The sequence below is a fragment of the Micromonospora acroterricola genome (assembly GCF_003172955.1).
GTDB classification, from domain to species: domain Bacteria; phylum Actinomycetota; class Actinomycetes; order Mycobacteriales; family Micromonosporaceae; genus Micromonospora; species Micromonospora acroterricola.
In genome coordinates, this window is sequence record NZ_QGKR01000368.1 from 1 (window position 1) to 19,089 (window position 19,089).

A 19,089-nucleotide genomic window follows, 5' to 3' on the forward strand; every position below is an offset into this window, starting at 1 on the left:
GTGCCGGGGCGGGGTCAGCGGGGGCGGCGCAGGCGCAGGGCCTGGGCGACGTAGTCGAAGCCGGTGGCGACGGTGACCAGGACGGCCGCGGCCATGATCCACGGGCCGACGACGGCGAGGGCGGCCGGCATGGGCCAGAGGTACCAGGCGATGGCCAGGATCTGGAGCGCCGTCTTGATCTTCCCGCCCCGGCTGGCCGCGATCACGCCGTGCCGGATCACCCAGAACCGCAAACCGGTGATGCCCAGCTCACGGACGAGGATCAGCACGGTCACCCACCAGGGCAACCGGTCGTACCAGGAGAGCAGCAGCAGTGCCGCGCCGGTGAGCGCCTTGTCGGCGATCGGGTCGGCCACCTTGCCGACCGAGGTGACCAGCCCGAACCGGCGGGCGATCCAGCCGTCCACCAGGTCGGTCGCGGAGGCCACCGCGAAGATCAGGCAGGCCGCCATCCGCCAGCCGGCGTGGGTCATCCCCGACACGATCACCGAGGCCGCGAAGACCGGCACCAGCACCAGCCGCAACGCGGTCAGCGCGTTGGCCGCGTTGAGCACGGGCACGCGGGGAACCACCCGGGCCGGCGTCGACTCCGTCGCCCCGGTCACCGCGTCGCCCCGCTCGGGCCGCCGTGGCGTTCCCGGCACCGCACCACCTGGCTCCCCCGCTCTGTTCGGGCCCGCCGTCACCGTGCCGCGCCGGGCGCCGCCGAGATCATCTCATCCGGCACGGCGAGCAGGTCCACGCCTTCGGTGCCCGTCACCGTGGCGCGTACCAGATCACCCGGCCGCAGCGCCGCCAGGTCGACCCCACCCTCGACCGGAGCGACCAGGGTGGTCGAGCCGTCCACCTCCGGCGCCTGGTGCGCCGCCCGGCCCTCCACCACGCCGTCGACAATCGCGTCGACCAGCACCTCGACGGTCGAGCCGAGCCGGTCCTCGGCCCGCTGGGAGCACAACTCGTCGGCGAGCGCGCTGAGCCGGTCGTAGCGCCGCTTGATCGTCGCGGCGGAGACCTTGCCGGGCAACCCGGCGGCCTCGGTGCCGTCCTCGTCGCTGTAGTCGAACATGCCGATCGCGTCGAGCCGGGCCTCGGTCAGGAACCGGACCAGCTCGTCGACGTCGGCACGGGTCTCGCCGGGGAAGCCGACGATGAAGTTGCTCCGCGCGCCCGCCTCGGGGGCCAACGCCCGGGCACTCGCCAGCAGCTCCAGGAACCGGTCGGTGGAGCCGAAACGACGCATGCGGCGCAGCACCGGCTCGCTGGAGTGCTGGAACGAGAGGTCGAAGTACGGGGCCACCCCCGGCGTGCCGGCGATCGCCTCGACCAGGCCGGGTCGGGTCTCGGCCGGCTGGAGGTAGCTCACCCGGACCCGGACGATGCCGGTCACCGCGGCGAGCTGCGGCAGCAGCTTCTCCAGCGCCCGGGGATCGCCCAGGTCCTTGCCGTACGAGGTGGAGTTCTCGCTGACCAGCACCAGCTCCCGGACGCCGGACTTGGCCAGCCACTCCGCCTCGGCGAGCAGCTCGTCCGGCGTACGCGAGACGAACGCCCCGCGGAAGGCCGGGATCGCGCAGAACGCGCAGCGGCGGTCGCAGCCGCTGGCGAGCTTCAGCGAGGCGACCGGGCCGGTGTCCAGCCGGCGGCGCAGCACCTGACGCAGGTGCGCCGGGGTGTGCTCGTCGGTGTCGGTGGCCGTGCGGGACGTGGTGCCGTGCCCCGGCAGCGACACCGCGGCGTCGCGCCGCTTCACCGGGGTGAGCGGAAGCAGCTCCCGGCGGTCCCGGGGTGTGTGCGAGGTGACCTGCTCACCGGCCATGACCGCGCCCAGCCGAGCGGCGATGTCCGGGTAGTCGTCGAAGCTCAGCACGGCCTGCGCCTCGGGCAGGCTGTCGGCCAGCTCCCGGCCGTACCGCTCGGCCATGCAGCCGGCGGCGACCACCTTGGCGCCGGTCCCGGCGGCGGCGAGCAGGGTCTGGATGGAGTCCTGCTTGGCCTTCTCCACGAAGCCGCAGGTGTTGACGACCACCACGTCGGCGCCCTCGCCGTCGGTGGTCACCTGCCAACCGTCGGCGTGCAGCCGGGCGGCCAGCTCCTCCGAGTCGACCTCGTTGCGGGCGCAGCCCAGGGTGAGCAGGGCGACGCGACGGCCCTCGGCGGGAGGCGACAGCTCCAGCGGCGTCAGACGCGCCGAGCCGGAGTTGTCGGGCGACGGCTCCAGGTCGCGGCGACGCGCCGCGCCGGAGTTGTCAGGAGAGGAGGTGGCAGACACCATCCGAGGGTACCGGGCCGCGTGGCGCCGTCCTCGCACGGCGGGCCGCCGCATCGGCCGGCTCACACCGCCGCCCGGGCAGGTCGCCGCCGCGTGGCCGCCGCCCTCAGACCGTGGCGGCTACCCGGACCAGGTGGTCGAGCAGGAACACCTCGGTGCCGGCCAGGCCGGTGGAGCAGAAGACCGAGACCTGGTCCGCGGTGGTCCGGCCGGGGATCGCGCCGGCCAGGATGCCACCCAGGTCGCGCAGCCGCCCGGCGTACGGGGGTGTGGCGGCGAGCATCGGCGGCCGGTAGTCCGCCGCCTGGGCCGGTGAGTCGGTGACCAGCAGGTCGGCCGCGTCGAGCAGGTCGACGCCGAACTCGCTGCGGTCGTGCTGCTTGAAGCCGACGGCGTTCACGTGCGTGCCGGGGCTCAGGTCGGCGGCGTGGAGCACCGGGGCCGGGCTCGTGGTGGCGAGCACCACGATGTCCCGCCCGGTCGCCGCCGCGGCGGGGTCGGCCACCGCGCGGGCCGGCACGCCCAGCTCGGCGCGTACCCGGGCGGCGAAGGCGTCCCGCCGGGCCGCAGACCGGCTGTGCACCACCACCTCCCGCAGGGGGCGGACCGCGGTGGCAGCCCAGACCTGGGTCCACGCCTGCCGACCGGAACCGATCACGCCGAGGGTGGCCGCGTCGGGCCGGGCCAGCGCGTCGACGGCGACGCCGCCCAGCCCGCCGGTACGCCGGGAGCCCAGCTCCTCGCCGACGGCGACCGCCCGGATCGCGCCGGTACGGGCGTCGTGCAGCACCACCAACTGCTCGCCCTGCGGGTGACCGAAGGTGTCGTACGAGCGGAAGCCGTACCACTCGCCGACCAGGTGCCCGGCGGTGAGCACCATCCGCCCACCCTCCAGCGGGGCCGCGGCCCGGGGCGGGGCGACCAGCCGCCCGTCGTACGCGGCCAGCAGGGCGGCGCGCATGGCGTCGACCGTGGTGGCGGCGTCCAGGACGGCGGCGACCTCGGGGTCGGCGTAGAGCAGGGTCATGACGGCCATACTGCAAGTTGAAGTGAGGTGGAGGTCAACGGTCGTGGCGGGGGTCACCGCCTCGTCGCCGGACCGGTGCTAGCGTCGGCGTCAGTGGCCCCGGATGTTCCGTGGCCGCTCCGGACGAGTGGTGGGCGTACCCGGTCAGGCCAAGACGCCCCGTGCGACGTGCAGACTCGACTCGTCCCGGCGCGGCAGCCCCGGGCGCTCCCCGTGAGGTGAACGATGGCCTGGCTGGTGTTGGTGATCTCGGGACTACTGGAGACCGCCTGGGCGATCGCCCTCGACCGCAGCGCCGGCTTCAGCCGGCTGGTTCCGTCGCTGGTGTTCGTGGTGACCCTGGTGCTGAGCATGGGCGGGCTCGCGTACGCGCTGCGCGAGATCCCGGTCGGCACCGGGTACGCGGTCTGGGTCGGGATCGGCGCGGTCGGCACCGCCCTGGTCGGGATGGTGGCGCTCGGCGAGTCGGCGAGCCTGCCCCGGATCCTCTGCCTGCTGCTGGTGGTCACCGGTGTGGTCGGTCTGAAGATCTTCCACTGACCTGCTGCGGCACGCGTGGCGAACGCCCACAGTGGGTAGTGATCGATCCGTCACGACAGGCTCTCAACCGGAGGCAGAAATGGCCGACATGCCCAGCACCGCCCGCCCGCGCAACAACGCCGCCCGGATCCTCACCATCGTGGGCTTCGTCTTCGCGGTGCTCGCCCTGCTGCTCAACCCGATCATCTTCGGCGTGCTCGGCGTGATCGCGGGCATCGTCGGCGCCGTGCTCGGCGACAAGCCGCTGGGCTGGTACGCCGCGGCGGCCAGCGTCGTCGCGGCCCTGATCAGCCTGGTCATCCTCGGCGCGCTGATCAACAACTGACCACCGTCCCCCGACGCGGGCCCGCCGGCATCCGGCGGGCCCGTCGTGTTTCCCCGGCCGGTCGCCGGTCAGTCCCCGTCGCCGCGCAGGCCGACCAGGACCTCCTCCAGCTCGTCCGGCTTGACCAGCACGTCACGCGCCTTGGAACCCTCCGAGGGCCCGACGACGCCCCGGGTCTCCATCAGGTCCATCAGCCGGCCCGCCTTGGCGAACCCGACCCGCAGCTTGCGCTGGAGCATCGAGGTGGAGCCGAACTGCGAGGTGACCACCAGCTCCACCGCCTGCACCAGCAGGCCGAGGTCGTCGCCGATGTCCTCGTCGATCTTCTTCTTGGTGTCCTGCGCCGGGGCCAGCACGTCCGGGCGGAACTCCGGCTCGCGCTGGTCCTTGCAGAACTTGACCACGTCGGCGATCTCGCGCTCGGTGACCCAGGCGCCCTGGATGCGTACCGGCTTGGAGGCGCCCATCGGCAGGAAGAGCCCGTCGCCGCGGCCGAGCAGCTTCTCGGCGCCCGGCTGGTCCAGGATGACCCGCGAGTCGGCCAGCGAGGACGTGGCGAACGCGAGCCGGGACGGCACGTTCGCCTTGATCAGGCCGGTCACCACGTCGACCGATGGGCGCTGGGTGGCCAGCACCAGGTGGATGCCGGCGGCGCGGGCGAGCTGGGTGATCCGGACGACCGAGTCCTCCACGTCGCGCGGCGCGACCATCATCAGGTCGGCCAACTCGTCCACGATCACCAGCAGGTACGGGTACGGGCGCATCTCCCGTTCGCTGCCCGGCGGGGCCTTGATCTCGCCGTTGCGCACCTTGCGGTTGAAGTCGTCGATGTGCCGGACCCCGTTGGCGGCGAGGTCGTCGTAGCGCATGTCCATCTCGCGGACCACCCAGTCGAGTGAGTCCGCAGCCTTCTTGGCGTTGGTCACGATCGGGGTGACCAGGTGCGGGATGCCCTCGTAGCCGGTCATCTCGACCCGCTTCGGGTCGATCAGCAACAGCCGCACCTCGTCCGGGGTGGCCCGGGTGAGGATGGACACCAGCAGCGTGTTGAGGCAGGACGACTTGCCGGCGCCGGTCGCGCCGGCGATCAGGATGTGCGGCATCTTGGCGAGGTTGGCCACCACGTAGCCGCCCTCGATGTCCTTGCCGAGGGCCACCACCATCGGGTGGTGGTCGCTGGTCGCGGCCCGTGACCGCAGCACGTCGCCGAGCGCGACGTTCTCCGGGTCGGCGTTGGGGATCTCCACACCGACCGCGCTCTTGCCCGGGATCGGGCTGAGGATCCGCACGTCCGGCGACTTCACCGCGTACGCGATGTTGCGGGAGAGCTGGGTGATCCGTTCGACCTTGACGCCGTGCCCCAGCTCCACCTCGTACCGGGTGACCGTCGGGCCGCGGGTGAAGCCGGTGACCGCGGCGTCCACATCGAACTGGTCGAACACGCCGGTCAACGCGGCGATCACCTCGTCGTTGGCCTTGCTGCGGGTCTTCGCGGCGGCGCCGGCGCTGAGCATGTTGGCCGGCGGCAGGGTGTAGTCGCCGGCCATCCCGGTCAACGCGAGCTGCTCGGCCCGCGTCGGGGCGGGCGAGTGCTCCGGCGGCTCGGCCGGCTTGCGGCTCGCCGGCACCTTCGCCGGGGCCTTGCGCGGCAGCACCATCGTCTCCTGGAGGTCCGCACCGTCCAGGTCGTCGAAGTCGTCCGGGTCCACCGGCGGCGGCATCCGCTTCGCCGGTCGCCTGCGCGCCGGCCGGAGGGCCGTCTCGTCCACCTCCTCCTCGACGGCGTCGGGCTGGGCGACCAGCCCTCCCGCGAGCAAACCGAGCCGCTCGGGGATCTTGTTGATCGGCGTCGCGGTCACCACGAGCAGGCCGAAGAGCAGCAGCAGGATCAGCAGCGGCACCGCGACCCAGGCGGTGACCGCCCGCTCCAGCAGCCCGCCGACGCCGGCGCCGACCAGGCCGCCGGCGAAGTCACGCTGCGCCGGGTCGACCGGGTCCTGGCCGATCTGGAGAAGCGCGGCGGTCGACACCAGCAGTGAGCCCCAGCCGATCAGCCCGCGGCCCCGGTGTGCCGGGTCGGCCGGCTGCCGCATCAGCCGCCAGGCGCCGATCATCAGCAGCACCGGCACCACCACGGAAATCGCGCCGAGGAACAGCCGGACGGTGTCGGCCAGCCGCGCGCCCACCGGGCCCGCGCCGGAGAACCAGAGCGCGACGGCGCTGAGCAGGGCGAGGCCGAACAGCAGCAGCCCGCCGCCGTCGCGGCGGTGCTCGGGGTCGAGGTCGCGGGCGGAGGCGGCCTGCCGGCCGGCGGCGCGCACCGCCCAGCCCATCCCGTGTGCCAGACCCATCCACAGTGCACCGACGGCGCGGCCCACGTAGACGGCGGGCCCCGGCCGAGCGGCCACCGTGCGGCGCCGCACCGGCGCCCGGGTCTTCTTCGCCGGTTGGCGGGCACGACTGTTGGTGCCACCGCGCGGCGACGCGCCGCGTCGCCGGCTCGCCTGAGAGGTACGGCCCGCCATAGAGTCACGGTAACGGCGGGACCCGGCAGATCGCCGCTTTTCCGGGTCGTGTCCGCGCGTCGCAGCACGGACCGCGCTGCCGGTCGTGATATCCGCCTCAGAAGGGATGCCCCATGGCGTCGCCGGGATTCGAGGACGATCCGCTGGCCGGGCACCCTGACGCGTTGCGCCCGCTGACCGGCGAGCTGGTCGCCGCGGTGCTCGCGGCGCGGGGCCGGCCGGTCGGTCGAGCCGTGAACGGCGACCTGGTGGGCCGCTTCGACGACAACCTGATCTGGTTCCTGCGCCTCGGCGGCGACGGCGAGCTGCTTCAGGTCCGCACCCTGGTCGCGCCCGTCTTCTCCATCGAGCACGTGCCCGCCCTGTACGCCTTCTGCAACTCGTGGAACCACGACCGGCTCTGGCCGAAGGCGTTCGTGCACGTCGACGACGACGGCCGGGCGCGGGTCTGCGGTGAGGTGATCACCGACCTGGAACGCGGGGTGACCGCGCACCAGCTCGACCAGTTGCTCGACTGTGGCATCTCGGCCGGCTGTCAGCTCGCCGTCGCGGTCGGCCGGCTGCCCGGCGCGGTGCCGGCATGACCGGCCGGGAGGAGTCCACGAGCAGCCCGACCGACCGGACGGACGGTCCCGGCGCGCTGGACACGGGTTCCGCCGAGCCGGTCGCCGTCCGTCGCGTTCCGGCGCTGGTGGCCGCGCTCGCCGACGCCCGGGACCTGCCCGACGGGCCGGGCCGGCTGGTGGCCCTGGAACGGCTCGCCGACCGGGCGGACGCCGCCGGGGACGTCCGGTCCGCGATGGACGCCCGGTTCGCGCTGATCGAGGCGTACCTGCTGCACGGGGAACGGTGGCGGCTGGTCGAGCCGGTGCGCCGCTGCCGGGCCGCCGCCGACCACCGGCCGGAGCTGATCGACAGCGCCGAGGCCGGGCTGCTGCTGCGCTACCAGCGGTACGCGGTGGAGGCGCTGCTCGGCACCCCCCGGGTCGGACTGGACCAGACCCGGTCCCTCCTGGACGACCTGGCGCACCGTGTGGGCGCCGACGGGCCGGACGCGTCGACCGTGGCGGAGCTGCGCTGCCGGATCGCCGACCACCTCGGCGACGAGCCCGGCGCCCGGCACTGGTACCAGCGGTGGGCGGGGCGGCGTCCCGGGCCGACGGGCGGGTGCCCGGGTTGCGCGCCGGCCCGGCGGGCGGAGCTGCTCGCCGGCTGGGGCGAGTGGCGTGCCGCGCTCACCGAGCTGCGGGAGTGCGCCGACGAGCCGGAGGACTGCACCGACCAGCCCGAGCGGGCGCTGGTCGCCGGGCTGCTGCCCAACCTGCGCGCCGGCGAGCCGGAGCGGGCTGCGGCGGCACACGTGCGGGCGTACCGGCGGCACCGCCACGAGCGCGCCGCGTTCCCGCACCTCGCGGCGCACCTGCGGTTCTGTGCGCTGGGCGGGCACCTGGACCGCGGGCTGGCGATCATGACCGAGCAGCTGCCGCGGCTGGACCGGCCCACCGACGATCTCGCCGCGATGGAGTTCGCCGCCGCCGGGGCGTTGGTCTGCGGGCTGGCCGTGGAGGCCGGGCTCGGCGATCGGGTGGTGCCCCGCCCGGCGTACGGCGATCGGCCGCCCACCGAACCCGACGTGGCCACGCTCGGCGCGCTGCTGCTCGGGGTGGCCAGCGAGCTGGCCGGCAGCTTCGACGCCCGCAACGGCACGGGCCACCACTCCGGTCGGATGGCCGCCTGGCTGGCCGAGCGCCCACTCGCGGACCCGGTCCCACTGCCCGGCGACGACGAGCACGCCGAGGACCCCGGCGACCGGCGGCTCGACGAGCCGGGCGCGGACGGCGCTCGGCCCGCTGACGGGCTCGGCGAGACCGAGCTGGCGACGCTGACCCTCGACATGATCACGGCGGCGCTCGACCGCCGCGGTGACCGGTACCTGGTGGACGAGGGCGGCACGGTGGTCGGCCGGTGGGGCGCCGCGGTGATCCAGTTCCGCCGGGCCGGCGAGCGCGGCGAAGTGCTGCACACCCGGGCGATGGCCGTCCGCCGGCTACCGGTGGCCCGGCGCGCCGAGGCGTACGCCTTCTGCAACGCGTGGAACCACGACCGGCTGCTGCCCAAGGCGTACGCGCACGACCTGGGCGAGGAGCTGGTGCTGGCCGGCGACGTGGCCACCGACCTGGCCCACGGCGTGGCGGCGGCGCAGCTGCTGGTGCTGGTGGACGCCGCGATAGCGACCGGCGTCGCGTACGCCGAGGCGGTGGCGGCGCTCCCCTGACCCGCAGCGGTCCTGGCGGGACGTGAGTGTGCGACATCCGACAGCACGCAACCGGGCGCGCCCGGCGGATGTGGTACGGCCATCACCCACCGCAATCGTCGGGAGTCGTCATGAAGCGCCTGCTCGGGTCCGGCATCCTCGCCGCCGCCGTGCTGTCCCTGCCCGTCCTCGCCACCCCGGCCGTCGCGGGGCCGGCCTCCGCGCCCGCCGCAGCGGGCGTGACGGTCGGAGCCGCGGAGCCAACGATCATCGCCCGGGGCGGCCTCGTGTTCCTGAACGGCGACCCGTGGCGTCCGTCCGGGCAGCTCGAGGTCGACGTCATCAATGAGGGCGGGACGACGGCGAAGGGCTTCTTCGTGCTCCGCCTGCCGCAGGGCGTCGACCTGACCTCGGCCGGGACCTGCCGGGGCGTCGACGGTGCGGAGCGGACCTGGCTCTGCGGCGGCGCCGAACTGCCGGCCGGGGGTCGCCGGACGTACCAGCAGTCGGTGCGGTCGTCTGCCGCGGAGCCGGTCTTCGGGGTGCAGGCGTGGGGCTCGGTCGCCGGCCGGGACGCCGCCGGCCGCACCGATCGACCCACCGACTTCCGGATCAACTGGCCGGACCGTACGTCGTTGCGGCTGCGGGCCACCGCCGGGCCGGTCGCTGACGGCGTGGCGACCATCCGGGTACGGGTCACGAACAGCGGCAGCTTCGACCTCGGCGGGTACTCCTTGAACGTCGCCACCCCGGACGGGGTGCGGGTGACCGCGCCGGCGTGCTCGGACAGTGGCCGGATGAACGGCGTGGGCTGCGAGATCCTGCGGACGCGCACCGTCGCGGACGGCGCCACGGACAGCTTCGACGTACGGGTGACGGTCACCGGGGGCACGAAGACCGTGCGGCTCTGGCTCGCCCCGGTGAACCGGTACACCAACAAGGACACCTCGCTGACGCTTCGCCTGGCGGGCGGTGGATCCGGCGGCGGGGACGCCACCACTCCGCCGCCGCCGGCCGACCCGACCGCCGCGCCGGCCACGCCCACCCCCGCGCTGCGGAGCTGCCCCGTACCGGGACGGCCGGCACCACGTACGGCCTGGTCGGCGCGGCGCTGCTGACCGTCGGCGTCGGGCTGCTGCTGCTCCGACGCCGGTTCCGCCGGAGCTGAGCCACGGCATCCACCCGACGAACGACGGCGACGCCCGCCCACACCGGAAGGTGTGGGCGGGCGTCGCGACGCGCGGTGTCAGACCTCGACGACGGTGGGCACGATCATCGGGCGACGACGGTACTTGTCGTTGACCCACCGCCCCACGGTCCGCCGGACGATCTGCTGGAGCTGGTGCGGGTCGGTGATGCCGTCCGCCGCGGCCCGGTTGAGCGCCTCGGTGACCAGCGGGACCACCGGGTTGAACGCCTCCGGGTCCTCGGAGAAGCCCTTCGCGGACAGCGTCGGACCGCCGACCACCTTGCCGGTGACCGAGTCCACGACCACGGTGGTGGCGATGAAGCCGCCGTCGCCGAGGATCCGCCGCTCGGTGAGCAGCGACTCGCTGACGTCACCGACGGCGAGGCCGTCCACGTAGACGTACCGGCTCTTCACGTGCCCGACCAGGCTGGCGCGGCCCTCGACCAGGTCGACCACGTCGCCGTCCTCGCAGATGACCACCCGGTCGGCGGCCACCCCGGACTCGATGCCCAACCGGGCGTGGGCGCGCAGGTGGCGCCACTCGCCGTGCACCGGCATCAGGTTGCTGGGGCGGACCACGTTGAGCAGGTAGAGCAGCTCCCCGGCGGGGGCGTGCCCGGAGACGTGCACCTTGGCCACGTCCTTGTGCACGACCACCGCGCCGGCCCGGGCCAGCCGGTTGATCACCCGGTAGACCGAGGTCTCGTTGCCCGGCACCAGCGAGGAGGCCAGCACGACGGTGTCACCGGGGGCGATGGTGATGTGCCGGTGGTCGCCGCTGGCCATCCGGCCCAGCGCACTCATCGGCTCGCCCTGCGAGCCGGTGGACATGAGCACGATCTGGTCCGGAGGCAGCGTGGTCGCCTCCTCGATCCCGATGACCAGGCCGGCCGGGATGTTGAGCAGGCCGAGGTCCCGGGCGATGCCCATGTTGCGGACCATCGACCGGCCGATCAGCGCGACCTTGCGGCCGTGCTCCGCGGCGGAGTCGAAGACCTGCTGCACCCGGTGCACGTGCGACGCGAACGAGGCCACGATGATCCGGCCCTTCGCCTTCGCGAAGATCGAGTCGAGCACCGGCCCGATCTCCCGCTCCGGGGTGACGAAGCCGGGGATCTCCGCGTTGGTGGAGTCGGAGAGCAACAGGTCGACGCCCTCGGCCCCGAGCCGGGCGAAGCCGGCCAGGTCGGTGATCCGGCCGTCCAGCGGGAGCTGGTCCATCTTGAAGTCGCCGGTGTGCAACACCAGGCCGGCGGGGGTACGGATGGCCACGGCCAGCGCGTCGGGGATGGAGTGGTTGACCGCGAAGAACTCACACTCGAACGGGCCGAGCCGTTCCCGGCCGCCCTCCCGCACGGTCAGCGTGTACGGCTGGATCCGCCGCTCGGCCAGCTTCGCCTCGACCAGGGCGAGGGTGAACTGTGAGCCGACCAGCGGGATGTCCGGCTTGTGGGCGAGCAGGTAGGGCACTGCGCCGATGTGGTCCTCGTGACCGTGGGTCAGCACGATGGCCTGGACGTCGGCCAGCCGGTCCAGGATCGGGCTGAAGTCGGGCAGGATCAGGTCCACGCCCGGCTGCTCGACGTCGGGGAAGAGCACCCCGCAGTCCACGATCAGCAACTTGCCGTCGTACTCGAAGACGGTCATGTTCCGACCGATGGCGCCGAGCCCGCCCAGCGGGATGATCCGCAGGCCGCCTTCCGGCAGCGGCGGGGGTAGTTCCGCCTCGATGTGCGCCTCGGTCACGCGTCCACCTCATTCTGCGACGCCGTCAGTCGGCGCCCATCGTGTCGTTCGATCATTCGGGCAGCTCCAGGCCCGCTGCCGCGAAGTCCGCGCGCAGCTGGGCGATCTCGTCGTCGGTGGCGTCCACCAGCGGGGGTCGCACCGGACCGGCCGGCAGGCCCAGCGACGCCAGGCCCGCCTTCACCAGGATGGTGCCCTGGGTACGGAAGATGCCGGTGAAAAGGGGCAGCAGCCGCCGGTGCAGGGCCAGCGCGGCCGGCATGTCCCCCGCGTCGTACGCCTCGATCATTTGTGCGGTCAGCACCCCGGTGAAGTGCGTCGAGGTGCCGACGACGCCGACGCTGCCGACGGCCAGCGCCGGCAGGGTGAGCGCGTCCTCGCCGCTGTAGAAGGCGAGGGCGGTCCGGCTGGTCACCCAGCTGGTGGCGGTCAGGTCGCCCTTGGCGTCCTTGACCGCGACGATCCGGGCGTGCTCGGCGAGCCGGACCAGCGTCTCGGTCTCGATCGGCACGCCGGAGCGGTGCGGGATGTCGTACAGCATGACCGGCAGGCCGGTGGCGTCGGCCACCGCGGTGAAGTGCCGCAGCAGCCCGCTCTGCGGCGGCTTGCTGTAGTACGGCGTGACCACCAGCAGGCCGTGCGCACCCGCCTTCTCGGCAGCGGCGGCCAGCTCGATGGTGTGCCGGGTGTCATTGGTGCCGACCCCGGCGACCACCTTGGCCCGGTCACCGACGGCCTCCGCAACGGCCCGGATCAGGCGTTCCTTCTCCGCGTCGGTGGTGGTCGGCGACTCGCCGGTGGTGCCGTTGACCACCAGCGCGTCGTTTCCCTGCTCGTCGACCAGGTGGCTCGCCAGCCGGGCGGCGCCGTCGAGGTCGAGCGAGCCGTCGGGAGTGAACGGGCTCACCATGGCCGTGAGCAGCCGGCCGAAGGGGCGGGACACCGGCCGGTCGGCGGCGTCAGGGTGGTCGTGCGTCATACCCTCCAACCTAGCGGACGCCCAGCCGGAGCCCGCCGGGGAAGGCCTCAGGACGCCTCGTGCGGGCTTGCCGCCACCTCGGTGCCGTCCGGCAGGGTGGAGATCACGAAGTCGGCGAACACGTTCGGGGCCACGCCCTGCAACTGGCGCAGGCACTCGACGGCCAACTCACGGATCTCCACGTCGGCGTGCTCGGTGGCCCGCATCGCGATGAAGTGCCGCCACGCCCGGTAGTTGCCGGTGACCACGATCCGGGTCTCGGTGGCGTTGGGCAGCACCGCGCGGGCCGCCTGCCGGGCCTGCTTGCGGCGCAGCGTCGGGTTCGGCTCGTCGGAGAAGCGCTGCTCCAGCCCCTCCAGCAGCTCGTTGTACGCCCGCACGCTCGCCTCGGCGGCCTCCACGAAGCGCTTGTGCAGCTCCGGGTCGTCGGCGATCACCGCCGGCTCGACCATGGCCGCGTCCCGCTCGGGGACGTACCGCTGGGAGAGCTGGGAGTACGAGAAGTGCCGGTGCCGGATCAGCTCGTGGGTGAAGGAGCGGGACACCCCGGTGAAGTAGAAGGTGACCGAGCCGTGCTCCAGCACCGAGAGGTGCCCGACCTCGAGGATGTGCGCGAGGTAGCCGGCGTTGGTGGCGGTCGCCGGGTTCGGCTTCTTCCACGACTGGTAGCAGGCCCGGCCGGCGAATTCGGCGAGCGCCTGGCCGCCCTCCGCGTCGGTCGACCACGGCACGTCGTCCGGGGCCGCGAACTGGGTCCACGCGATCAACTTGACCTGGGGCTGCACCATCTCCGGCATTCCTGGGACTGTAGTGGCGCGGCACCTCCCGGCCCAACTCAGGCGCGCCCCGTGCAATCTCGATCACCCGGACACCTCGGAGCCGGCGATGTCTCGTCTGCGAACTCCTCCCCCGGCGGCGGTCGAGCGGATGGGCAGCGGTCAGGGCGGCGAAGCGGTCGGGAGGGCTTTGGCCGGCGTTGTGGCCGGGGCGGACAGTGCTGGTCGCGTCCTTTGGAGCTGAATCGTCTACGACATCAGTCGCCTACCGGCGGGCGGTCCGGCCGGGCCGTCGGAGCGGTCAGGCCGGGACCGCCGGAACGCTCCGGCCGGGACCGCCGGAACGCTCCGGCCGGGACCGTCGGAGCGGTCAGGCCGGAACCTCCGGAGCGGTCAGGCCGGGGGCAGTCGGAGCCCTCCGGCCGGGGCCGCCGGAGCCCTCCGGCCGGGGGCCGCCGGGAACGGTCAGGCCGGGGGCCGGCCGGGAACGGTCGGGGGTCGGGAGCATCGCCAACACGGCCTCCCGCCACCGTACGGCCGGGCGAAGCGGGTGATACGGCCGAACGAAGCGGGTGATGTCGTAGACGACTCAGCTCCAAAGAGCCCGAACAGCACATGCCCGCCGACCGGTGGCGGCCTTCGACCCGCGGCGGCCTTCGACCCGCGGCGGCCCGAGCCGGCCGACGGCGCTGCGAGCGCGAACGCGGCGGCCGCCGCGTTCGGGCGGGGGCGCTCAGACGTAGAGCGAGGTGAACGGCGCCCAGGGCAGGTTGCGCAGCACCGAGAAGGCGAGCCACGCGGCCATGAAGCCGCCGATGACCTTGGAGCTGATCCGCAGTTCCGGCAGCCGCCAGCCGAACGCCTGGTTGCCCGCCCAGGCCACGAAGAGGTACGCCAGGAACGGCAGCGCGAAGACGAACAGGAAGTGGTGCCGGGCGGCGGCCGGCAGGTCGCCGTGCAGCACGTACCAGAGCGCGCGGGTGCCGCCGCAGCCTGGGCAGTCCAGCCCCGTCGTCAGCTTGAGCAGGCAGGTCGGCGCGGCGTCGGGGTCGGCGTGGGTCGGGTTGCTGAGCAGCGCGTAACCCATGCCGGCGGCGACGCAGCCGACCGCGGCCAGCGGCACGGCCCAGCGCGGCGAGCGCTCGTAGAGCCGCAGCACGAACCGGGTGAGCCGGTCCGGCTCGGGGGCCGCGTAGCCGCCCGGCTGGCTCGTCGGCCAGCCGGCCGGGTCGGTGCCGGCCGCACCGGCCGGAAAGCCAGCCGCGGGGTCGGCGGTGACTGTCGGGGTCGACGCCACCGGCTGGGCGCCCGGCCACGGGTCGACCGCACCGGGTGCGGGCTGCGGCTGATCGACCGGTCCGGGAGCGCTCGTCACGCGCTCACGGTACACCGGACACGCCGGCCAACGCGGCGGTGAGCGGACCGGCCAGGTCGCCCGCAGCGGGCGGCGCCACCGCGTCCAGCCCGAGCCAGCCGGCCAGCCGGTACAGCTCGGCGGCGAGCGCCACCGCGGTCTCCCCCGGGTCGGCGCCCGGCTCGATCCACGCGGCCGGCACGAGCAGCACGCCGGCCCTGCGGTCGGCCTTCAGGTCGACCCGCGCGGTGAACCGGTCGCCCTGGAGGAAGGGCAGCACGTAGTAGCCGTAGACCCGCTGCGGCGCCGGGACGTAGATCTCGATCCGGTAGCTGAAGTCGAAGAGCCGCTCGGTGCGGCCGCGCTCCCAGATCAGCGGGTCGAACGGGCTGACCAGCGTGTTGCCCCGGATCCAGCGCGGCAGCCGCGCGCTCGCGTGCAGCCAGGCCGGCTGGCGCCAGCCCGGCACGGTGACCGGCACCAGCTCACCCGCCTCGGCCAGCTCTGCGACGGCCTGCCGGGCGCCCGCCAGCGGCAGCCGGAAGTAGTCGCGCAGCTCCGGTTCCGCGGCCACCCCGAGCGACCGTGCGGCGAGGGCGACCAGGGTGCGGTACGCCTCGGCGTCCGTCGGGGTGGGTGCGGCCAGCACGGCCGCCGGCAGCACGCGTTCCGGCAGGTCGTAGCGGCGGGCGAAGGAGGTGCTGCGCTCCGCCGCGGCCACCTCGCCGGCCCAGAACAGGTATTCCAGCGCCCGCTTCACCGCCGACCAGTTCCAGCCCCAGTTGCCGGTCTCCCGGGGCGCGTCGTGCTCGATCTCGGCGGCGGTCAGCGGACCCCGGGCGGTCACCTCGTCCCGCACCCAGGCGACCAGCTCCGGCTGCTCCTGGGCGATCCGCCGCATGCCACCCCAGGACTCGCTGCGCGCCCGGGCCATCCGCCAGCGCAGCGTCGGATGCAGCCCGACCGGGACCAGCGACGCCTCGTGGCCCCAGTATTCGAACAGCTCGCGCGGGCGGCGGTAGGCGGCATGGTCGAGCAGCGTCGTCGGATAGGGCCCGAGCCGGCTGTAGAGCGGCAGGTAGTGCGCGCGTTGCAGCACGTTGACCGAGTCCATCTGGATCAGCCCGACCCGGTCGAGCACCCGGCGCAGATGCCGGCGGGTGGGCACCCCGGCGGGCGCCGGGTCGGCGAAGCCCTGGGCGGCGAGCGCGACCCGCCGGGCCTGGGCGAGCGAGAGTGATTCCGGTGCGGCCATCGTCGGCGACCCTAATTCATCGGTACGACGCCGGTGCGGGAAGCTGGACGCGACGGCCAGCGGGGCATAGAACGGTGCAATGCTGACCATCCGCCGGGAGGAGCCGGACGACGCCGAGGCGGTCGCCCGGGTGCACGTGCACGGCTGGCAGGCGGGCTACGCCGGGTTCATGCCGGACGAGGTGCTCGCGCGGCTCAACGTCACGGCCTGGGCGCAGCGCCGCCGCGACATCGGCACCGCCGATCCGGAGCACCCGTTCACCACGCTGCTCGGGGAGGTGGACGGGCTGGTGGTCGGCTTCACCACCTTCGGGCCGTACCGCCGAAACCAGGACCGGGACGACCTGGACCCGGCGGTCGGCGAGGTGCTCGCGCTCTACGTGGAGCCGGGGTGCTGGGGCGACGGCACCGCCGTCGCGCTGCTGGCCGCCGCCCGGACCGGGCTCAGCGAGCGGGGCTGGACCGGCTACCGGCTGTGGGTGCTGGCGGACAACCGGCGGGCTCGCCGGTTCTACGAGCGGGCCGGGTTGTCACCGGACGGTGAGCAGTCGACCTACCAGGTGCCGCTCGCCGGCGGGCGCGGGCCGGTCGGGCTGGTCGAGCTGCGGTACGCCGGACGCCTCGACGACTGACCCGCCCGGTGCCAGCCAGCGGCGGATCGGCAGGAAGGCCAGCAGCGCCAGGCTGATCCAGACGTAGGCGTTGCTGCCCACGAAGCCGTCGAGGCCGGTGAAGTCCTTCTCCCAGAACCAGACGGTCCGGCTGATCAGCAGCGCGTACCCGACGGTCGCCGCGGCCAGCAGGACCCGCCGTCGACGGCCGGCCGGCGCGGCCATCGCGTTGTCGACCAGCAGGATCAGCGCGGGCAGCAACCAGACCAGGTGGTGCACCCAGGTGACCGGGCTGACCAGGCACATCACCGCGCCGGTCAGCGCCAGGCCGGTCGCCTCGTCGCCCGCCGCGACGGCGGCCCGGGCCCGCCAGGCCCAGAGCGCGAGGGTGCCGAGCACCAGCAGCAGCCACAGCAGGGTGCTCGGGTGCTCCGGGTCGAGCCGGGCGACCACCCCGCGCAGCGACTGGTTGGACACGAACGCCAGCTCACCCACCCGGCCGGTGTTCCACAGCGCCTCGGTCCAGAACTCCCGGGAGGCGTCCGGGAAGAGCGCGCCGGCCAGCAGCGACACCCCGGCGGCGGCGCCGCTGGCGGTGAACGCCGCCCGCCACCGTCCGGTGACCAGCAGGTAGACGATGAAGATTCCCGGGGTCAGCTTGATCGCCGTGGCCAACCCGATGCCCACCCCGGCCCACCGGTTGCCGCTCGGGAGCAGCCGCAGCAGGTCCACCGCGACGAGGAAGAGCAGCAGCGTGTTGACCTGGCCGAAGTTGACCGTCTCCCGCATCGGCTCGAACGCGGCGGCCAGGCACAGCGCCACGGCGAGGGCGAACCACCGGGTCCACCCGGCACGACGCGCGATCGGGTCGACCAGCCACCAGATCAGCACCGTCGTGGTGACGACGCTCGCGAGCACGCTCACCACGATCGCGGCCGACCACGGCAGGTACGCCATCGGCAGCATGACCAGCGCGGCGAACGGCGGGTAGGTGAAGCCGTACTGGGTGCCCGGCTTGAGGTAGTCGTAGATCTCGCCGCCGTCGTGCACCCACCAGGTCAACGCGCCGTAGTAGACCTTCAGGTCGAAGAAGCCGTGCCGTACGGCCGCGACGGAGAGGAACCCGGTGACCGCCGCGGCGAGCACCACCACGCCGACGACCTGCGCGGTCGTCCTGTTGGCACCCTGCGCCACCGTCGCCTCCCTGGCCCTGCGTAGGCTTCCGTCCCATGGCTCTCGGGTACGTCCGCCCGGCGCGTCCCGAGGACGCCGGCGAGATCGCACGCATCCAGCTCGCGACCTGGCGGGTCGCGTACCGCCGGATCCTGCCTCGGCACGTGCTCGACAACCTGGACGAGGCGTTCCTCGCCCGGCGGTGGAGCGCCGCGGTGCTGGAGCCGCCCTCGGGCGCGCACCGGGTGCTGGTCGCCGTCGAACAGGCCGAGCAATCGTATCTGGTGGGGTTCGCCGCCTCCGGCCCGGCCGACGCCGAGGCGCTGGCGCCGGGCGAGCCGGCCGACGCGCTCGGCCCTGAGGTGGCGGCGGTGACCGACCTGCTGGTCGAGCCGCGCTGGGGCCGGCGGGGCCACGGCAGCCGCCTGCTCGCCGCCGCCGTGGACCTGTGGCGCGAGGACGGTTTGAGCCGGGCGGTGGCCTGGGCGTTCGAGGGTGACGAGGCGACCCGGAAGTTCCTCACCAGCACCGGTTGGGAACCCGACGGCGCCGCACGGGCGCTGGACGTCGACGACATGCTGGTGCCCCAGGTGCGTCTGCACGTGGCCGTCCCGCCCGAGAAGGTGCCCGCGGACGAGTGACGTGACCGGTGTGGCGGCCCGAGCTGAGGCCACCACACCGGGCAGGTCAGCCCTTGTCCGAGCCGTCGGGCCGGGCACCGGGACGCCGCGCTCGGCCTGGCCGAGGGGCTGCTCGCCGCGGCCGAGGCGTTCGACTACCGGCTACCCGAGCTGTACGGCGGTGACGAAAGGTCGCTGCTCAACCGCCCGGTGCCGTACCCGGCGGCGTGCCGTCCGCAGGCCTGGGCCGCGGCCGGCGCCGTGCTGCTGCTCCAGGCCGCCGCCGGGCTCTACCCCGACGTGCCGGGCGGCACGGTCCGGCTGGCCCCACTGGCCGGCGCCGAGCTCGGCGCGCTCACGGTCAACGGGTTCCGCCTCGCCGGCGCCCCGGTGACCGTCACCGTCGACCACACGGGCAGCCCAACGGTCACCGGCCTCCCCACCCAC

General features: G+C 74.0%; 18 protein-coding genes, 1 pseudogene and 1 riboswitch. Of the genes and pseudogenes, 9 read left to right on the top strand and 10 right to left on the bottom strand.

Annotated elements, in window-relative coordinates:
• Positions 1–14: 14 nt before the first annotated feature.
• The 3 genes from pgsA to DKT68_RS30700 form a co-directional block, all read right to left on the bottom strand.
• On the bottom strand, positions 15–605 hold the full coding sequence (gene pgsA / locus DKT68_RS30690; RefSeq protein ID WP_109820866.1) for a CDP-diacylglycerol--glycerol-3-phosphate 3-phosphatidyltransferase: 591 nt from the start codon (positions 603–605) through the stop codon (positions 15–17).
• Positions 606–682: 77 nt separating this feature from the next.
• A complete protein-coding gene (gene rimO, locus DKT68_RS30695; RefSeq protein ID WP_109820880.1) occupies positions 683–2,182 on the bottom strand; it encodes a 30S ribosomal protein S12 methylthiotransferase RimO in 1,500 nt (499 codons plus the stop codon).
• Positions 2,183–2,375: 193 nt separating this feature from the next.
• Entirely contained in the window at positions 2,376–3,296 is a 921-nt protein-coding gene (locus tag DKT68_RS30700; RefSeq protein ID WP_109820881.1) for an ornithine cyclodeaminase family protein, read from the bottom strand.
• Positions 3,297–3,386: 90 nt separating this feature from the next.
• Positions 3,387–3,460, top strand: a riboswitch (guanidine-III (ykkC-III) riboswitch).
• A 61-nt stretch (positions 3,461–3,521) separates the two neighbouring features.
• On the opposite strand from DKT68_RS30700, the gene sugE reads away from it, so the two are divergent.
• Both sugE and DKT68_RS30710 read left to right on the top strand, forming a co-directional pair.
• A complete protein-coding gene (sugE, locus tag DKT68_RS30705) occupies positions 3,522–3,836 on the top strand; it encodes a quaternary ammonium compound efflux SMR transporter SugE (RefSeq protein WP_109820867.1) in 315 nt (104 codons plus the stop codon).
• Between the two features lie 79 nt (positions 3,837–3,915).
• On the top strand, positions 3,916–4,161 hold the full coding sequence (locus DKT68_RS30710) for a hypothetical protein (protein WP_109820868.1): 246 nt from the start codon (positions 3,916–3,918) through the stop codon (positions 4,159–4,161).
• Positions 4,162–4,229: 68 nt separating this feature from the next.
• On the opposite strand, the gene DKT68_RS30715 is transcribed toward DKT68_RS30710, so the two are convergent.
• Positions 4,230–6,686, bottom strand: a complete 2,457-nt coding sequence (locus DKT68_RS30715; RefSeq protein WP_109820869.1) for a DNA translocase FtsK — start codon at positions 6,684–6,686, stop codon at positions 4,230–4,232.
• A 113-nt stretch (positions 6,687–6,799) separates the two neighbouring features.
• Here DKT68_RS30715 and DKT68_RS30720 point away from each other — a divergent pair, with 113 nt between their 5' ends.
• From DKT68_RS30720 to DKT68_RS32775, 4 genes are all read left to right on the top strand, one after another.
• Complete coding sequence (locus DKT68_RS30720; protein WP_109820870.1) at positions 6,800–7,270, top strand: type III secretion system chaperone family protein; 471 nt, start codon at positions 6,800–6,802, stop codon at positions 7,268–7,270.
• Positions 7,267–8,961, top strand: coding sequence for a type III secretion system chaperone family protein (locus tag DKT68_RS30725; RefSeq protein ID WP_109820871.1), 1,695 nt, complete (start codon positions 7,267–7,269; stop codon positions 8,959–8,961). Before DKT68_RS30720 ends, DKT68_RS30725 begins: the two co-directional genes overlap by 4 nt.
• Positions 8,962–9,071: 110 nt before the next feature.
• Positions 9,072–10,058 carry a hypothetical protein gene (locus DKT68_RS32320; RefSeq protein WP_236647154.1) on the top strand — a complete coding sequence of 329 codons (987 nt, stop codon included), beginning with the start codon at positions 9,072–9,074 and terminating at the stop codon, positions 10,056–10,058.
• Entirely contained in the window at positions 10,037–10,108 is a 72-nt protein-coding gene (locus DKT68_RS32775; protein ID WP_407940815.1) for a hypothetical protein, read from the top strand. The genes DKT68_RS32320 and DKT68_RS32775 overlap by 22 nt, the downstream gene beginning before the upstream one ends.
• 78 nt (positions 10,109–10,186) lie before the next feature.
• Here the strand turns inward: DKT68_RS32775 and DKT68_RS30740 are convergent, their stop codons facing one another.
• The 5 genes from DKT68_RS30740 to DKT68_RS30760 form a co-directional block, all read right to left on the bottom strand.
• On the bottom strand, positions 10,187–11,875 hold the full coding sequence (locus DKT68_RS30740; RefSeq protein ID WP_109820874.1) for a ribonuclease J: 1,689 nt from the start codon (positions 11,873–11,875) through the stop codon (positions 10,187–10,189).
• A 52-nt stretch (positions 11,876–11,927) separates the two neighbouring features.
• Positions 11,928–12,854, bottom strand: coding sequence for a 4-hydroxy-tetrahydrodipicolinate synthase (gene dapA / locus DKT68_RS30745; protein WP_109820875.1), 927 nt, complete (start codon positions 12,852–12,854; stop codon positions 11,928–11,930).
• Positions 12,855–12,901: 47 nt separating this feature from the next.
• The gene (thyX, locus tag DKT68_RS30750; protein ID WP_109820882.1) at positions 12,902–13,642 is read right to left on the bottom strand and encodes an FAD-dependent thymidylate synthase; all 741 of its coding nucleotides are present in this window, start codon (positions 13,640–13,642) and stop codon (positions 12,902–12,904) included.
• Positions 13,643–14,363: 721 nt separating this feature from the next.
• Positions 14,364–15,005, bottom strand: coding sequence for a DUF2752 domain-containing protein (locus DKT68_RS30755; protein ID WP_236647155.1), 642 nt, complete (start codon positions 15,003–15,005; stop codon positions 14,364–14,366).
• Between the two features lie 4 nt (positions 15,006–15,009).
• Entirely contained in the window at positions 15,010–16,239 is a 1,230-nt protein-coding gene (locus tag DKT68_RS30760) for a winged helix-turn-helix domain-containing protein (RefSeq protein WP_109820876.1), read from the bottom strand.
• Between the two features lie 79 nt (positions 16,240–16,318).
• Between DKT68_RS30760 and DKT68_RS30765 the strand changes: the two genes are divergently transcribed.
• The gene (locus tag DKT68_RS30765; RefSeq protein ID WP_109820877.1) at positions 16,319–16,870 is read left to right on the top strand and encodes a GNAT family N-acetyltransferase; all 552 of its coding nucleotides are present in this window, start codon (positions 16,319–16,321) and stop codon (positions 16,868–16,870) included.
• Here DKT68_RS30765 and DKT68_RS30770 read toward each other — a convergent pair.
• Complete coding sequence (locus DKT68_RS30770) at positions 16,769–18,043, bottom strand: glycosyltransferase family 87 protein (protein WP_109820878.1); 1,275 nt, start codon at positions 18,041–18,043, stop codon at positions 16,769–16,771. The two genes, DKT68_RS30765 and DKT68_RS30770, sit on opposite strands and share 102 nt — an antisense overlap.
• Positions 18,044–18,078: 35 nt before the next feature.
• Here DKT68_RS30770 and DKT68_RS30775 point away from each other — a divergent pair, with 35 nt between their 5' ends.
• Both DKT68_RS30775 and DKT68_RS30780 read left to right on the top strand, forming a co-directional pair.
• Complete coding sequence (locus DKT68_RS30775; protein ID WP_109820879.1) at positions 18,079–18,663, top strand: GNAT family N-acetyltransferase; 585 nt, start codon at positions 18,079–18,081, stop codon at positions 18,661–18,663.
• A 189-nt stretch (positions 18,664–18,852) separates the two neighbouring features.
• Positions 18,853–19,089 (top strand): annotated as a pseudogene (locus DKT68_RS30780) (glycogen debranching N-terminal domain-containing protein); the annotation flags it as partial.

What these genes read in the sequence shown, in the direction of transcription:
- DKT68_RS30700 (WP_109820881.1), bottom strand. Translation starts at nt 3,296, where the DNA reads ATGACCCTGCTCTACGCCGACCCCGAGGTCGCCGCCGTCCTGGACGCC.
- sugE (WP_109820867.1), top strand. Translation starts at nt 3,522, where the DNA reads ATGGCCTGGCTGGTGTTGGTGATCTCGGGACTACTGGAGACCGCCTGG.
- DKT68_RS30710 (WP_109820868.1), top strand. Translation starts at nt 3,916, where the DNA reads ATGGCCGACATGCCCAGCACCGCCCGCCCGCGCAACAACGCCGCCCGG.
- DKT68_RS30715 (WP_109820869.1), bottom strand. Translation starts at nt 6,686, where the DNA reads ATGGCGGGCCGTACCTCTCAGGCGAGCCGGCGACGCGGCGCGTCGCCG.
- DKT68_RS30720 (WP_109820870.1), top strand. Translation starts at nt 6,800, where the DNA reads ATGGCGTCGCCGGGATTCGAGGACGATCCGCTGGCCGGGCACCCTGAC.
- DKT68_RS30725 (WP_109820871.1), top strand. Translation starts at nt 7,267, where the DNA reads ATGACCGGCCGGGAGGAGTCCACGAGCAGCCCGACCGACCGGACGGAC.
- DKT68_RS32320 (WP_236647154.1), top strand. Translation starts at nt 9,072, where the DNA reads ATGAAGCGCCTGCTCGGGTCCGGCATCCTCGCCGCCGCCGTGCTGTCC.
- dapA (WP_109820875.1), bottom strand. Translation starts at nt 12,854, where the DNA reads ATGACGCACGACCACCCTGACGCCGCCGACCGGCCGGTGTCCCGCCCC.
- thyX (WP_109820882.1), bottom strand. Translation starts at nt 13,642, where the DNA reads ATGGTGCAGCCCCAGGTCAAGTTGATCGCGTGGACCCAGTTCGCGGCC.
- DKT68_RS30760 (WP_109820876.1), bottom strand. Translation starts at nt 16,239, where the DNA reads ATGGCCGCACCGGAATCACTCTCGCTCGCCCAGGCCCGGCGGGTCGCG.
- DKT68_RS30765 (WP_109820877.1), top strand. Translation starts at nt 16,319, where the DNA reads ATGCTGACCATCCGCCGGGAGGAGCCGGACGACGCCGAGGCGGTCGCC.
- DKT68_RS30775 (WP_109820879.1), top strand. Translation starts at nt 18,079, where the DNA reads ATGGCTCTCGGGTACGTCCGCCCGGCGCGTCCCGAGGACGCCGGCGAG.